The organism is Christiangramia aestuarii, assembly GCF_009735585.1.
GTDB lineage: Bacteria > Bacteroidota > Bacteroidia > Flavobacteriales > Flavobacteriaceae > Christiangramia > Christiangramia aestuarii.
Genome location: NZ_VJVW01000002.1, coordinates 333,884 through 348,665, shown reverse-complemented (window position 1 = coordinate 348,665; position 14,782 = coordinate 333,884). Strand labels below are relative to the sequence as shown.

15 protein-coding genes are annotated in these 14,782 nt (G+C 44.3%); 11 read left to right on the top strand and 4 right to left on the bottom strand.

Features of this window, described 5'->3' with window-relative positions; all coding sequences use genetic code 11:
• Positions 1-95: 95 nt before the first annotated feature.
• From FLP08_RS05625 to FLP08_RS05615, 3 genes are all read left to right on the top strand, one after another.
• The gene (locus FLP08_RS05625; RefSeq protein WP_156274895.1) at positions 96-1,238 is read left to right on the top strand and encodes a saccharopine dehydrogenase family protein; all 1,143 of its coding nucleotides are present in this window, start codon (positions 96-98) and stop codon (positions 1,236-1,238) included.
• A 333-nt stretch (positions 1,239-1,571) separates the two neighbouring features.
• A complete protein-coding gene (katG, locus tag FLP08_RS05620) occupies positions 1,572-3,869 on the top strand; it encodes a catalase/peroxidase HPI (protein WP_156274893.1) in 2,298 nt (765 codons plus the stop codon).
• A gap of 323 nt (positions 3,870-4,192) precedes the next feature.
• Complete coding sequence (locus FLP08_RS05615; RefSeq protein ID WP_156274891.1) at positions 4,193-4,972, top strand: hypothetical protein; 780 nt, start codon at positions 4,193-4,195, stop codon at positions 4,970-4,972.
• Positions 4,973-5,064: 92 nt separating this feature from the next.
• Here FLP08_RS05615 and FLP08_RS05610 read toward each other — a convergent pair whose 3' ends face one another.
• Positions 5,065-5,910 carry a universal stress protein gene (locus tag FLP08_RS05610; protein WP_156274889.1) on the bottom strand — a complete coding sequence of 282 codons (846 nt, stop codon included), beginning with the start codon at positions 5,908-5,910 and terminating at the stop codon, positions 5,065-5,067.
• A gap of 237 nt (positions 5,911-6,147) precedes the next feature.
• Between FLP08_RS05610 and FLP08_RS05605 the strand changes: the two genes are divergently transcribed.
• The 7 genes from FLP08_RS05605 (at position 6,148) to FLP08_RS05575 (ending at position 11,389) form a co-directional block, all read left to right on the top strand.
• The gene (locus FLP08_RS05605) at positions 6,148-6,612 is read left to right on the top strand and encodes a hypothetical protein (RefSeq protein ID WP_156274887.1); all 465 of its coding nucleotides are present in this window, start codon (positions 6,148-6,150) and stop codon (positions 6,610-6,612) included.
• A 143-nt stretch (positions 6,613-6,755) separates the two neighbouring features.
• Entirely contained in the window at positions 6,756-7,097 is a 342-nt protein-coding gene (locus FLP08_RS05600) for a hypothetical protein (RefSeq protein ID WP_156274885.1), read from the top strand.
• Positions 7,098-7,371: 274 nt separating this feature from the next.
• On the top strand, positions 7,372-7,602 hold the full coding sequence (locus FLP08_RS05595) for a hypothetical protein (protein ID WP_156274883.1): 231 nt from the start codon (positions 7,372-7,374) through the stop codon (positions 7,600-7,602).
• A gap of 105 nt (positions 7,603-7,707) precedes the next feature.
• On the top strand, positions 7,708-8,121 hold the full coding sequence (locus FLP08_RS05590; protein WP_156274881.1) for a Fur family transcriptional regulator: 414 nt from the start codon (positions 7,708-7,710) through the stop codon (positions 8,119-8,121).
• A 63-nt stretch (positions 8,122-8,184) separates the two neighbouring features.
• Positions 8,185-8,565, top strand: a complete 381-nt coding sequence (locus FLP08_RS05585; protein ID WP_156274879.1) for a DUF3703 domain-containing protein — start codon at positions 8,185-8,187, stop codon at positions 8,563-8,565.
• Entirely contained in the window at positions 8,552-10,540 is a 1,989-nt protein-coding gene (locus FLP08_RS05580) for a heavy metal translocating P-type ATPase (RefSeq protein ID WP_156274877.1), read from the top strand. Before FLP08_RS05585 ends, FLP08_RS05580 begins: the two co-directional genes overlap by 14 nt.
• Positions 10,541-10,621: 81 nt before the next feature.
• Complete coding sequence (locus tag FLP08_RS05575; protein WP_156274875.1) at positions 10,622-11,389, top strand: LexA family transcriptional regulator; 768 nt, start codon at positions 10,622-10,624, stop codon at positions 11,387-11,389.
• Between the two features lie 53 nt (positions 11,390-11,442).
• Here the strand turns inward: FLP08_RS05575 and FLP08_RS05570 are convergent, their stop codons facing one another.
• From FLP08_RS05570 to FLP08_RS05560, 3 genes are all read right to left on the bottom strand, one after another.
• Entirely contained in the window at positions 11,443-11,901 is a 459-nt protein-coding gene (locus tag FLP08_RS05570) for a hypothetical protein (protein WP_156274873.1), read from the bottom strand.
• A gap of 75 nt (positions 11,902-11,976) precedes the next feature.
• Complete coding sequence (locus FLP08_RS05565; protein WP_156274871.1) at positions 11,977-12,216, bottom strand: hypothetical protein; 240 nt, start codon at positions 12,214-12,216, stop codon at positions 11,977-11,979.
• A gap of 103 nt (positions 12,217-12,319) precedes the next feature.
• The gene (locus tag FLP08_RS05560) at positions 12,320-13,549 is read right to left on the bottom strand and encodes a glycosyltransferase N-terminal domain-containing protein (protein ID WP_162430938.1); all 1,230 of its coding nucleotides are present in this window, start codon (positions 13,547-13,549) and stop codon (positions 12,320-12,322) included.
• Positions 13,550-13,647: 98 nt separating this feature from the next.
• Here FLP08_RS05560 and FLP08_RS05555 point away from each other — a divergent pair, with 98 nt between their 5' ends.
• Complete coding sequence (locus FLP08_RS05555; protein WP_156274869.1) at positions 13,648-14,778, top strand: DegT/DnrJ/EryC1/StrS family aminotransferase; 1,131 nt, start codon at positions 13,648-13,650, stop codon at positions 14,776-14,778.
• Positions 14,779-14,782 lie beyond the last annotated feature (4 nt).

The following is a 14,782-nucleotide window of genomic DNA, read 5'->3' as shown; positions in this document are numbered from 1 at the left end:
CATACCAAATAAACAAAGTGGCGGCGACAAAATACATTGCCTTTTTATTTGGTTTTTCCCAGTCAATCCAGCCCGAAAAATACTTAACTTTAAGTATGGACAGGCAGTATCATATATTCATTGCTGGCGCCGGTGGGATCGCCCGGGCCGCTGGGCTCATGCTTGCTGAGTTCAGCGAGGTTATTCCCAGGATCTTTATTCTAAACCGAAACCTGGCCAATGCCCGGGAGATGGCAGAATGGATAAAAAAAGGATCTTCCCGAAGTATTCAGATCGAGTGTTTTGAGTTACCGGAGAACAAAATCGAAACCGACTTAAAGAAAGCCCTGAAAAAGGGAGATATTCTACTGGATTGTCTTCCGGGAAGCCTGGCGCCAGAAATGGCTCAATTGGCGAAGGACTTTCAAATGCATTATGCCAATCTCACCGAATATGTATCAGAAACCGAAACCATAAAGAAACTTGCGGCAGATGCCGAGACAGGTTTTTTGCTACAAACCGGGTTGGCTCCGGGCTATATCGATGTGCTGGGAAATCATTTATTCCAGAAATTCTGTGAAAAATTCAACGTTGATAAAGTAGATGCTATTGCGCTTAAAGTAGGAGCGCTTACCAAACATGCCGTCGCTCCACATTATTACGGGTTCACCTGGAGCCCGGTGGGAGTTGCGACAGAATACCTGAAAGATGCCGTGGTGATCCGGAATTTTAAGGAGACTTCCCTGGCCTCCCTGTCAGAAAGAGCCAGTATTATCATTAACGGAAAGACCTACGAAGAGGATCTCACCTCTGGTGGGGCAGCAGATCTGCCTCAAAGTTTGAAGGGAAAAGTAAGTTCGCTGGATTATAAAACGCTGAGGTTTCCGGGACACTATGCCTGGGTGGATGGCCAGTTAAAAGTAATTGGAGATGTTCCCGATAATATCAACGCCTTACAGGAAAAGATGGAGGCGGCGATCCCGCATATCGAAGAGGACCAGGTCATTTTATATGCTTCTGCCGAAGGAAGTGACGATACAGGCATCAGGCGTAAACTCGAAGTTTCTAAGCGGATCCTGCCGCAAAAGATAGGTAAGTACAAGCTTCGCGCTATTCAAACCACTACCACCGCTCCCTTGCTGCAGTCTGCCATGCTATTGCTGGAAACCGGGCCAAAGGGCGTGATCCTGCAATCTGAGATCGAAACCGAAAAATTTTTGAACGGCGATTTTATCAAACCGGTTTACGGACAGGTTTAAATGACCGGAGTCATTATAGTTTTCTGGAGGAAAATTTATGCATCCCCAATGGATGAAGCTTATATAGCTCCGCATGAAACCCATGATACTTTAAATAAAGTTTAACGCCTGTTCCTGAATTTTTATTCAGCATCTTCCTAAATTCTGTTCTTCAAAATTAAACGTTAATAAAGACTATATTTTTCTTCCTTTTTCAATATCCAAACCAGGATAAATTTATCTCTCCGATATTGGATCAATAGGCAGGTCAGGAAGCTTTTTATCAAAAAATTCTTGACCGGGAAAAATACCAGCCGCTAAACTTATTTTTTAATCCAACAATATCTTAGAATTATGAAAGACATGCCTAATCCAGATAACCTGGCTCAATGTCCTTTTCGAGGGACCAGGGTAGGTGGGGCCATAGGAAAATCTCCGCAACTAGATGACTGGTGGCCTAATCGCTTGCAGGTAGAATTGCTTCATCAGGAACAACCTGTTGCCAATCCCCTAAGCGATGAAAATTATAAGGAGGCTTTCAACAAGATCGACCTCCAGCAATTAAAAAAGGAAATAAAGGAATTACTGGTCGATTCCAAGGAATGGTGGCCCGCCGATTATAATAATTACGGTCCGCAAATGATTCGTATGGCCTGGCATTCCGCCGGAACCTACCGTATCGCCGATGGTCGTGGTGGTGCCGGGCAGGGGATGCAGCGCTTTGGCCCTGTCAACTCTTGGTGGGATAACGGGAATATCGATAAATCTCGCAGACTTATCTGGCCTATAAAACAAAAGTACGGAGCTTCCCTTTCCTGGGCAGACCTTATTGTGCTTACCGGGAACTGTGCGCTAGAGATCATGAATTTTCCAACTTTTGGTTTTGCCGGTGGGCGTCGCGATGCCTGGGAACCAGATCGCAGTACCTATTGGGGACCTGAGTTCTGGAATGGTAAGCCTTTCAAGGAATCTAATGTCGGGGAATATTATGACGGGCATCCCGATGAAATGGTTACCCAGAAGCTGCGTTGGAAAGGAGAACCTTCAGATCCAGATCGCGATCTCGAAAATCCGCTTGCGGCCACTCACCAGGCGCTTATCTATGTTAATCCCGAGGGACCAGGTGGCAACGGAGAGCCTAAGGATTCAGCTATGGCCATACGTGAATCTTTTAAACGTATGGCGATGAACGATGAAGAAACCGTGGCACTGATCGCGGGTGGTCATGCCTTCGGAAAAAGTCACGGGAAAGTAAGTGCCGATAAAATTGGACCTGCGCCAGAAGCTGCTCCCCTCCAGGCAATGGGCATGGGCTGGAAGAACCCTGAAGGTTCCGGCTTCGGAAAATATACCATGACCAACGGGATCGAAGGTTCCTGGACTCCAGATCCTACCAACTGGGATAATAGTTACCTCACCAATCTTTTCAAATTTGAATGGAAGAAGACCGAAAGTCCCGCCGGGGCAGTTCAATGGACTCCTGTTGATCCTGATGCTCCAAAAACTCCAGATGCTCACGAAGAAGGAAAGATGAACGACCTGATGATGATGACTTCAGACATAGCTCTGAAAGTAGATCCTGCTTACCGTGAGATCTGCGAAAAATTCCTGAACGATTTCGATTATTTCACCGATGCCTTTGCCAGGGCCTGGTATAAACTTACCCACAGGGACATGGGACCAAAAGATCGTTACCTGGGTCCGGAAGTTCCTGAAGAAGATTTGATCTGGCAGGATCCGGTTCCAAAAAGAGATTTTGATCTTATTGAGGAAGCTCATATTTCTAGCCTGAAAAATAAGATCCTGGGAAGCAGCCTTTCAATTTCGGCCCTGGTTTCCGCAGCCTGGTCTTCAGCGGCTATTTACCGGGATTCAGATAAGCGTGGTGGCGCCAATGGCGCCCGTATCGCTCTGGAACCTCAGAATAACTGGGACCTGAACAGGCCGGAAGAGCTAAATAAAGTTCTGGATACACTCAAATCTATCAAAAATGATTTCAACGGAAATCAGTCTGGTAACAAAAAAGTTTCCCTGGCAGATCTGGTAGTACTTGGTGGTTGTGCAGCGGTGGAAAAAGCGGCTGAAAAGGCCGGTTTCAACCTAAGTGTTCCTTTTACTCCGGGACGTACCGATACTACCCAGGAGCAAACTGATGTGGAAAGCTTTGACTGGTTAAAACCGGTTTCTGATGGTTTCAAGAATTATCATAATGATAAAGTGGGGTATCATGTACCTGCCGAAAGAATTTTCCTGGACCGTGCGCAACTGCTCTCGCTTAGTGCGCCGGAATGGACGGTTCTAACCGCAGGACTTAGGGTGCTGGATCAGAATTTCGATCACTCCAAACACGGGGTTTTCACCGATCGTCCAGAGACTTTAAGCAACGACTTCTTTAAGGTGCTTTTAAGTATGGATTACGAGTGGGTGCCACAAAATGACCGGGAAATGCTTTTTGATATAAAAGATCGTAAAACCGGTAATACCCAATATACCGCCACTCGTTGCGACCTTATCTTTGGTTCTAATGCCCAGTTGCGAAATATCGCTGAGGTCTATGGGGCCGACGATGGAGAGGAACGTTTTATAAAAGATTTTATCAGGGCATGGGATAAAGTGATGATGCTGGACAGGTATGATGTGAAGGACGATTAATTGCCGTTATGGTAAAGATGAAATGCCCGATATGCTCCAGGAGTATATCGGGCATTTTTTATATCCCTACGTGTTTGTTGCTCCTTTTTAGACTTCAAATTTCTTTAATAGGCCTAAGCGACATTATATAGATCTGGATATGATTAGCACCTCATTAATTAAGTACTGGTAATTATTGCTGAAAATACCTGAATTCAGGTATTTCGGATAAATTGACCGCAATATACATTTGACTGATTCCCAACAATCCTTAGTATTTCAGTAAAATACCGTTGCCGGCAACGTGATGCCGTTAACAAATTTCCAATCTAAATCTTAGAATTATGAAGAATTTCAGCATGTTATTCGTGTTTTGCCTGTGCCTTAATTTTATATATGCCCAGCAGCCGGAAAGTACGGAGATTTTAGGGGATGATCTGCCGGTCTATACGCAGCGAAAGAATATTCCAAAATTTGCACCCACCGGTCTTGTTTTTAGGAATTTCCAGTTTCAGTATGAAAGGGTGCTGAGTAGGAAATTCTCTGCAGCGCTAACCTATTCGAACCTTCCGCAGGGAGATTTTCCCTTTCAGGATCTTATCGTAGAATCTGCAGGAGATGAAGAGGATATTAGCAGGTATATTGAAAACACCTCTCTGCGGTATTCCAGCTTTACTCCCGAAATACGCTTTTATTTAGGAAAAGGATACGCTAAGGGTTTCTATCTGGCTCCTTTCTACAGGCATACAGAGTACAAAATAAAGGATATCAATTTTTATTATGATACAGATGAAGGAGGAGAAAATATGGTAGACACCGGGGGAGATCTAAGCAGTAATACTTTTGGTTTACAGATAGGTAGTCAGTTCAAGCTGGACAACCGCCTGGTACTGGATTGGTTCATTGTGGGACCGCATTATGGAAGCAGCAACGGTGACCTTGCAGGTACTTCAAAAGAACCTCTTTCTGAAGGGGAGCAGAGAAGCCTAGAGCAGACACTGGAAGATATAGATCTACCCATGGGTGATTTTTCCTATACGGTTACTTCTGAAGGCGCCAGGATAAAGGTCGACGGTCCATGGGCCGGAATTCGTGCCGGTCTGGCCCTTGGTTATCGTTTTTAATTCTAATTAGTTGGGTCCTCTCGAAAAACCAATAAAAAAAAGATCGCCTAACTGTCGGCGATCTTTTTCATGCTTCAAAATCCTTTTAAAATTTATGCCTGCGGAAGTATAAGGAAAGGAAAGGAAAGGTGCCTGTCAATTTTTTCTACTGTCGGTTCCCGGAACAATCTTCCCGCTGCTGAATGCCGGTAATAGGCCATGCTTAGCATATCCATTTTTTTCTCTTTTACAAATTTCGCGATGGTGCGCGAAACTTCGTAATGGGAATGATAGAATTCGAGTTCCACGGGAACTTCGCCGAAGAAGGATTTAAAGGCATTGTAATTCTTCCATTGTCGCTGGCTAACCTCGGTTTCGTCCCCATCGTGTACCAGGATGATCCTGGATCTATGGGCCAGGGCTATATCCTTTAACTCCTGCAGGGCATCAAAGTTGTAATCGTAAATAAGTTCACTCGCAAAGGCGATCTTTTTAGGTTCGGTATATTCCAGTTCCCTCGGAATGATGAGCAAAGGTACCTGTATTCCCTTGTCGATGACCCTGGTGGTGTTTGTACCCTGGATGCTGGCCAAGGTTCCGGAATGTTTCCTGGTTCCCATTACCACCACATCTATCTGGTAGGTTTTTATGAGATCCTTGATTCCTGGAAGCAGTTTGTTCTCTGAGCTAATGGTCTCAAAATTATCACTGCTGAATTCTGAATCACGCACTATCTGGTGTTTGGTGCTAAGACATTCGATTTCTGAATCCTGTTTCAATTTCGCCAGTTTACTGAATTCCATCTCGTTGATGCCGCTGTAAACCGTAGGCTGAACCTTATCACCTATAAAATTGACGATATAGAACTTATTGTCCTTTTCCTGGAAAAGCCTGGTTGCGTAGTGTAAGGCGCAGTAAGCTTCTTTAGAAAAATCGGTGGCAACTAGTATATTTTTCATGACTTTAAATTTCCTGGGTTATAAATTCTGTAAGGGATTTCAACAGCATAAAATTAATTCGGAAGACGTTTTTAAAATATGATGAACATCAGCTTAGCGCTAGTTTGATTTATTTTTTTAGACAGCTGTAGCAGAATTATTTGCTCTGGGTTAGGCCGAGTTAATTTATTCCCAAAGTCGAAAGATCCGATTCCTTTTTTTACTTATTTAGTTCGGTTTTTTTAAAATTGAAAACAGATGAAAAATGCAGTTATTTTCGGTTTGCTACTCCTAATCTTCAATACGAACCTTCTGGCGCAAACCTGGGAATACAAGACCATTACCGTGGTAGAATCCATCATCCCTAACGGGATTGGCAGGTCCAGAATGATAAGTAGCGAAGAGGCCCGTGATTTCAGGGAGTTCACCACTCAACGCACTGAAGAGGATAACGAACGCAATAAGGCCGACCGTGGAGAGATCAGGCTTAAGAACTTCGAGGAAACCAAGCTCCTTAACTTCTTTAATATGGGAGGCATCAGGTTCCAGAATATTGCCGCCAATGATGCGGTAGTAACCTCAAAAATTAATGCCCTGGCCGCCGATGGTTGGGAGCTTGTTTTTGTGAATAGCGGGGTAGAAAGTTACAGCGGCCCAGAAGATGAGAATGGGATTTATATTACCCGCTATATCTTTAAACGCTCTGGTACTGCCTCCAATTGATTTAGGAAATAGATCAACTTTTAGAGATTTTACCTAAGTTCCTTTTCGGTTCATAATGTGTTGATAATTCGAGAGCTGCAATTTTTGGTTTAAAGAGTTAAATTTCGTTAATTAGATTTAATAAAAGTTAATGAAATGTTAATATGGAGACACAACCAAATAATGCAGTTGAGTTTCGTGAGGGTATGATGGTGTCTGAACTAAGACAGAATACTTCCATTAGTTTTATTAATACCCTACGAGAAAAAGAATTGATCGTGCTTAACCACAGAGGAGAGGTGAGGCTAACCCAAAAGGGTAAGATCGCCTCAAAATTAGGCGTGAAAAATTATCTAAGACTTGAAGAGACCGAAAGGCAGTTCTTCGATGATGAGATCCAGAATATGAAGATAGAGAATCGTGGCCTGGTCATGATCTTCGGAGGCATGTTCATATCGCTAATTCTTATCATAGGTTTTTGGGCCCTCGAATTAAAAGGTTTTTAAGGCCTTCAGGGATAATTTAACCTGATTATTATACAAAAACTGACGATTTAGTCCATATGCAACAGCTAACCTGGCTCGGAAACCTGGTTTAAGGTAATGCTCCATTCGAAAAAAATTGAACAGGGAGGGGGGCTAACCCAGGTTCTTCCTGATGTTTCATCTTATGATTACTGGGCATGGCTCCGGGATTCTTTGATTTTTCAGAGCTTTCTTTTAACAAATTTTTATTAAAAACATTAAAACTAGGTTGAAATAGAACATTTGATAATTTAAAATGAGTATAAATTGCGCCATGCAATATTATTACTCCAGTAAAAAGCCGGATATCGGCGGTCACATTCGGGTTCATGCTCAAAATTGCGTGGAATTGCCTGATATCCTGGCAAGAATATATCTGGGTATTTTTCCTAATAGTAACCTGGCAGTTGCTTCGGCCAGGGAAAAATTGCAGCTTACCAGGGTGAAGGTTTGCAATTGCTGCACAGACCAGGACCTAATTTCATAAGCAGTTCGCATCTTCCTTAGAAACCTCGCTTTAAAGGCTATTATTTAGTTCCGGCTTTATTTTATTTCTACATTTCGCGTTAACTTTGTTTAAGTTACTTTTGGTATGGGCGAAATAGAATCAGTTTTAAAGAAGCACCAGATAAGGCCCACGGCCATAAGGCTTCTAATCTATAAGTACCTTAGCGAAAGCGAAGTTGCCATGACCCTTAACGACCTGGAGTCGGCCTTTGATAGATCTGAGCGTACTACCTTGTATCGCACCATCAAGACTTTTGAAAAGAATGGTATTGTTCACCAGATAGACGACGGTACCGGCGTCGCCAAATATGCCCTGGACGAAAAGATCGCCGAGGCAGGCTTGCCTCAGGACCTGCACCTGCACTTTCATTGTGAGAAATGCAACGAAACCATTTGCCTTACCGACCACAAGATCCCCCATATTAGTCTTCCGCAGGGATTTGTTAGCAAGGATATCAACCTTGTAATTAAAGGACTTTGCGATAAATGCAGTAGCTAGTGAGTTTGCACTAAGGTTGCACGTTTTTCAGCTTATCTTAGTTGCTAAGAAAATAAGCTGCAAATGAATCTTAGAATGCCTGAAATGCTCAGGGAGCATTATAAGAAGGAAATGCTGGGATACCAACTATCCTTAATAGGTGGAGATCTGGCCAGTGCCTGGACCCATCTTGAAAGAAGCCATATTCTTGGCCATGAATATCCTTTTGAGCATACCTGCTCACACTGGCAGATGCTAAAATTCGGTGTTAAGAACAGGGATCTCCGGGAAGTACTGGGGCAGCTACCACGGCTTCTTGTAGGTGGTATAAAATCTTTTTCAGGAGTTATCCCACGAGGAAATACTGGCGGTGCTAATGTATCTGCATTAAAACCTATGCCTGTTCCGGCCGAGCTTAAGCTTATTTTAGATAATTCAAAAAAATACCCCCATGTCAGGTCATAACCACGGATGTTGCAAATCTAATAATACCGGAATCTTCGGGGAAAGGACCGAGCTTATTTTTGCCATTTTAAGCGGTGTCTTTTTGCTGGCAGGTTTTCTTCTGGATAAATTCAGTGGATTCCCTTTTATATACGTGGTGATCCCTTACCTGATTTCCTATGCTTTTGGAGGATATTATACCCTGATCGAAGCCATAGAAGAGATCTCCCACGGGCGGTTTCAGATAGATTTTCTTATGCTGGTTGCGGCCATCGGTGCTGCTTTGCTGGATAAGTGGGCTGAAGGTGCGTTGCTGTTATTCCTGTTCAGCCTGGGGCACGCCCTGGAACACCTGGCGATGGAAAAAGCTACCAAATCTATAGAGTCCCTTACCAGGCTTTCCCCGAAAGTTGCGCTAAAAAAACAAGGGGAAGATATTGTTGAGGTGAATATCAAGGAACTTAAACTAGGAGATGTGATCAGGATACGACCTAATTCCACCGTTAGCGCAGATGGTATCCTCATTAGCGGAAAGACCAGTGTTAACCAGGCTCCCATCACCGGCGAAAGCATCCCGGTAGATAAAGAACCGGTAAAAGATCCTGAAAAAGAATATGCTTCAGAAGCAGACATCCCCCAGAAAAGCCGGGTATACGCCGGGACCATTAATGGGGATAATAGCATAGAGGTGAAAGTTCTCCGAGAGGCGAGGGACTCCACCCTGAATCGCCTTATCACCATGGTTCAGGAAGCCCAGGAAATGAAATCTCCCACCCAGCTCCTAGCCGATAATTTTGAAAAATATTATGTGCCCGCCGTGCTGATCCTCATCATCCTGCTCAATTTTGCCTTCCTCGTGGTAGACGAGACCTGGCAGGATAGTTTTTATCGATCTATGGCTGCGCTGGTCGCTGCCAGTCCCTGTGCCCTGGCGATCTCTACCCCTTCCGCAGTTTTAAGCGGAATTGCTCGCGCGGCCAGGGGCGGGGTCCTTATCAAAGGAGGAAAGCCGCTGGAAGACCTGGGTACCCTAAGGGCGCTGGCTTTTGACAAAACTGGAACTTTAACGGAAGGAAAACCCAGGCTTACCGATGTCGTCCTTTTAAACGGACTCTCCAACGACGAGTTGCTGAAGAGAGTGATCGCGCTGGAAAGTTCGAGCAATCATCCTCTGGCTAAAGCCGTGGTGAGAGATGGCAAGAAGCAAATGCAGGAGGTGAACGGGATTCCCGAGGCCACAAATTCTGAGGCTATCCAGGGAAAAGGAATACAGGGGAAGGTGAACGGGGACCTTATTAAGATTGGTAACCTGGAGCTTTACGAGTCCTCGGGAGGTGTTCCTGTTGAGGTAGAAGATAAGGTGAAGAAAATGGAAAGAGAAGGGAAAACGGTCATGCTCATAAAGCATAACGAGGAGTTCAGCGGCATACTGGGCTTGATGGATACTCCTAGACAGGCCGCCAAAGCTACCCTTTCCAAGCTTAAAAAGATCGGGATCAGGAAAATGATCATGCTTACCGGCGATAACCAGGAAGTGGCAGATGCCGTCGCTGCCGAGATAGGCCTGACCGATGCTTATGGCAGTTTGTTACCCGAGGAAAAGGTAGAACGCATAAAGCAGCTTAAAAAGGAAGAAAATAAGATAGCCATGGTGGGGGATGGGGTGAATGATGCTCCGGCCATGGCCAACAGTACTGTTGGAATTGCCATGGGTGCCGCAGGTAGCGATGTAGCTCTGGAAACGGCAGATATTGCTCTGATGGCAGATAAGCTGGAGATCCTGCCCTTCGCGATTGCCCTTAGCCGGAAATCCCAGCAGATCGTAAAACAGAACCTGTGGATAAGCCTTGGGGTGGTGGCCCTGCTGCTTCCCGCGACCATTTTTGGCTGGGCCAACATAGGTATAGCCGTGGTCTTTCATGAAGGCTCTACTATCGTAGTAGTCCTGAACGCCCTGAGATTGCTAGGTTTCCGGGATAAATACAGCACGGCGTAATTTTTTGCATGTTTTTTAGTTAAATAGGATAAATTCCAATATTTTTGAGTAAATTTTGGAAATATTCCTAATCTTGAAATTATGGGTACACCTGGATCTATTGAGATAAAACACTTTAAAGAAGTTCGTGAAGAGAACAATTATACGCAAACAGAGTTTGCCACTTTGCTGGGAATTAAAAACTCCACGGCAGATATCGAAAGAGGAAGAACCAAACTTTCGGGTAAGGTAGTATCTGAACTGCTTAGGCAATTCGGAATTAATCCTCTCTGGTTGTTTGGTGAAAGCGGGCAGAAGTATCTCCAGGTCTCCAAGGGTGATGTAAGCCCGAAAGTGGTTACCGTAGACAATGCCGATAATGAGAATATTGTCTTGGTGAACCAGAAAGCTGCGGCAGGTTATCCTCATAATGTACAGGATGTGGAATGGTATAACCAGCTTCCCGCCTTTGATATTCCCCTGCCTGAATTCAGGAATGCTACCTATCGTGGCTTCCAGATAGAAGGGGATAGTATGTTACCAGATTACAGGCCCGGGGAATGGGTAATGGGTAAGGCCGTGGCCAGTATAGAGGAGGCCAGTAATAATAAGGTCTATGTGGTGGTAATGTACGATTCTGTACTGGTAAAGAAACTTCAGAAAATGCCCGATCCCTCCAAGGTGCTGCTTATTTCTCTCAATGAAGAATATCTGCCCATCGAGGTCAATATTCACGAGATACAGGAGATCTGGCAGGTGAATTCCAAGCTTACCTTTAATCTTGATAATCCTTCTAACAGCGGTTTGTTCCAGGAATTACAGCAGTCTATGGAGGAGCTCAAAAGAGAATTGAAATCCTTTAAGAACTAAAAAACCCTCTTCATTAGAAAAGGGTTTTCTGGATTAGAATTAAAGAACTTTATTTAGTTATCGTCGGTGCCTTTTACCTCGTTGCTAACGTCCTTGGCAGCTTTGTTTACCGCATCACCGGCATCTTTAGCTCCCTTGCTGATAGCGTCTCCGGCTTTTTTAACTGCGCCTTCAACACCGTCATCTACCTTATTGGCAGCGTTTTTTACCGCGCTTCCGCTTTCTCTGGCAGCGTTCTCAACCGCATCGTCTACATCGTTGGCAGCCTCTTCGATATCATTTCCTACGCTGTTGGCGTCGTCATCAACATCGTCCCAGGCATCCTCTGAAGCGTCTTCCACGTCTTCTGCCGCATCTTCCATATCGTCGGCGGCATCTTCCATGGCGTCTTCAGATTCTTCCATCATTTCTTCGGTTTCTTCTGCCTCATTTTCCTTTGCCGTATCTCTACAGGAAGTAAATACTACTCCCATGGAGAGCATCAGGGCAAATATTAAAACTGGTTTTCTCATCTTTTTATAATTTTTAGAGTGGTTTAATTCATAAATTTAACTTCGACTCTTAAGATCATAAAAAAAATTCACATTTTAGTTGTCGTCCCCAATTTTTTCGATCTCCTCGTCTATCTCTTTGTTGATTTCCTTATCTACTTCTTTAGCAGTACGTTCCAGGATACCTTCCTTATCCCCGGCTTCTTCTGGGGTTTCTGCTTTTTTCTCTACTTCAACTTCCTTTACAATTACTTCTTTTTCATTAGTGTCCCTGCAAGAGGTGAATACGGCAGAGATCATTAATAATCCTCCTGCCAGCATTGATAATCGTTTCATTGTTCGATAGTTTATTTGGTTATAACATCGAAATTACAACTAAAACCTATTGGTAGATTTTATTTTAGGTTTTTTTAGCAGAGTATGTTAAGGTTTTAAAAGCCTATTTTGAAAGGTATTCCTCGAGGATCCGGGTGGCGCCGGTATTGCTGTTAATAAAGTGGCCAGAGATCATACCGCTCTTTTCCCGGAAATCTGAATGTGTATAAAGCCGGGTCATGATGGCCGAAAATTCTCCTGAATTTTTAACAGAAAACAGTCCGGCCAGTTGTCTTAAACGCTCTGCCTCAGGGAATTTATCGTAATTCTCGCCAATAATGATTGGAATGCCGAAAGTGGCGGGTTCCAGTATATTGTGCAGGCCGGTGTGTCCTGCTGCTCCACCCACATAGGCGATATTGGCATAACTATAGGCCCTGCCCAGCAGGCCGATGGTGTCAAGGATGAGTACCCGGTAATTTTCCAGGTTTTTTCCTTCCTTTTCTGAATATTTGATGCAGGAAATGCTAATCTTTTTTTCCAGCGCCCTGATCTTTTCCGGTTTTATCTCGTGCGGGGCGATGATGAACTTGATCTTAACCGAAGAGTTGATGAAATCTATCATCAGGTCTTCGTCCTCTGGCCAGGTGCTTCCGCATACCACCAGCATTTCTTCCCCTTTGAACTGTTCTATGAAATCTATCTGGTTGTTGGCTTCTATCTGTGCGGCCACCCTGTCGAAACGCGTGTCCCCGCTCAGGCTAACATTCTCGAAGCCTGCTGAATTCAGTAAATTGCGCGATTCTTCATTCTGAACAAAAAAGTGCTCAAAGGCCTGTAGCGATTTGAGCATCCATTTTCCGTAGGGCTTAAAGAACGCCTGGTCTTTTCTAAAAACTACCGAAACCAGGAAAGTCCTGATCTCCCTTTCCTTTAATTCATTCAGGAAATTGGGCCAGAAATCATATTTAATGAAAAAGGCCATTTTCGGTTGTACGATCTCCAGGAATTTGCTGGCGTTCTCTTTAGTGTCCAGGGGCAGGTAAGTGAAAAGATCAACTAAGGGGTGCTTTTTCTTGTTCTTATATCCGGAAGGGGAGAAGAAACTTACCAGGATCTTCCTTTCGGGATATTTATTTTTCAGCATTTGAAGGACGGGGACGGCCATTTCAAATTCCCCCAGGGAGGCGGCATGCACCCAGAAATATTCCTGGCTGCTATCTATTCCGGCTTCCAGTTTTGGAAAGAGATCTTTTCGGCCTTCGGTGAATTCCTTTAGCTTGGGACTGAATTTCCCAGCCGACTTTAACACGGCTCCGCTTAGCTTTACCAGTACGTTATAGATTCCCTGCACAACGAAAAACTTGAGACTGCTAAAATAGGCCTTTCCAAATAAATGATTGCCTGTAGGACCTATATTTCGTATTTTCGTACTCCTGAAAAAAATTGCAGATGAAAAAGATTCAAATGGTTGACCTTAAAGGTCAATATGAAGGGATAAAAAACGAAGTGAACCACGGGATACAGGAAATTCTGGAAGATACTTCCTTTATTAATGGTCCTCATGTTCATGCCTTTCAGAAGGAGCTTGAGGAATATCTTGGAGTTAAACATGTGATCCCGTGTGCTAACGGAACCGATGCCCTGCAGATCGCTATGATGGGACTGGGCCTTAAGCCCGGGGATGAGGTGATCACCGCAGATTTTACTTTTGCCGCGACCGTAGAGGTGATCGCCCTGCTTCAGCTTACTCCGGTGCTGGTAGATGTAGACCCGGAAACCTTCAATATAGACCCCGAAGAGATCAAAAAAGCCATCACTCCTAAGACCAAAGCTATCGTTCCGGTTCACCTTTTCGGGCAGACTGCAGATATGGATGCGATCATGGAGATCGCCAGGGAGCACGATCTTTTTGTGATCGAGGATAATGCCCAGGCGATAGGCGCAGATTACCATTCCAAAAACGGAAAGGTGAGTAAGGCCGGGACCCTTGGAGATGTCGCTGCAACTTCTTTCTTTCCTTCCAAGAACCTGGGTTGTTATGGTGACGGGGGAGCGATCTTTACTAATAATGATGAACTGGCCCATACTATTCGCGGCATTGTGAACCACGGAATGTATGAGCGCTATCATCACGATGTGGTAGGGGTGAATTCCAGGCTGGATAGTTTCCAGGCTGCGGTGCTCAGGGCGAAATTGAAAAATCTGGATCTTTATAATGAGGCACGTAAGGAGTCTGCTATTAAATATTCTGAAGCTTTCACCGAAATAGAGGAAGTCGTGACTCCCGTAAGAAGAGGTGATTGCGATACCCATGTATTTCACCAGTATACCTTAAAGATAGGTAAGGGCAGAAGGGACGCCCTGGCCAAACATCTTCAGGAAAAAGGAATTCCTTTCGGGATCTATTATCCTATTCCATTACACAGGCAGAAAGCTTATGTAGACGAGAGATATAATGAGAAAGACTTCACGGTGACCAATCAACTTGTGCAGGAAGTGATCTCCCTGCCGATGCATACCGAACTGGAAGATGACCAGATAAAATATATTACTGACACGATTATTAAGTTCTTAAAATAGTAAC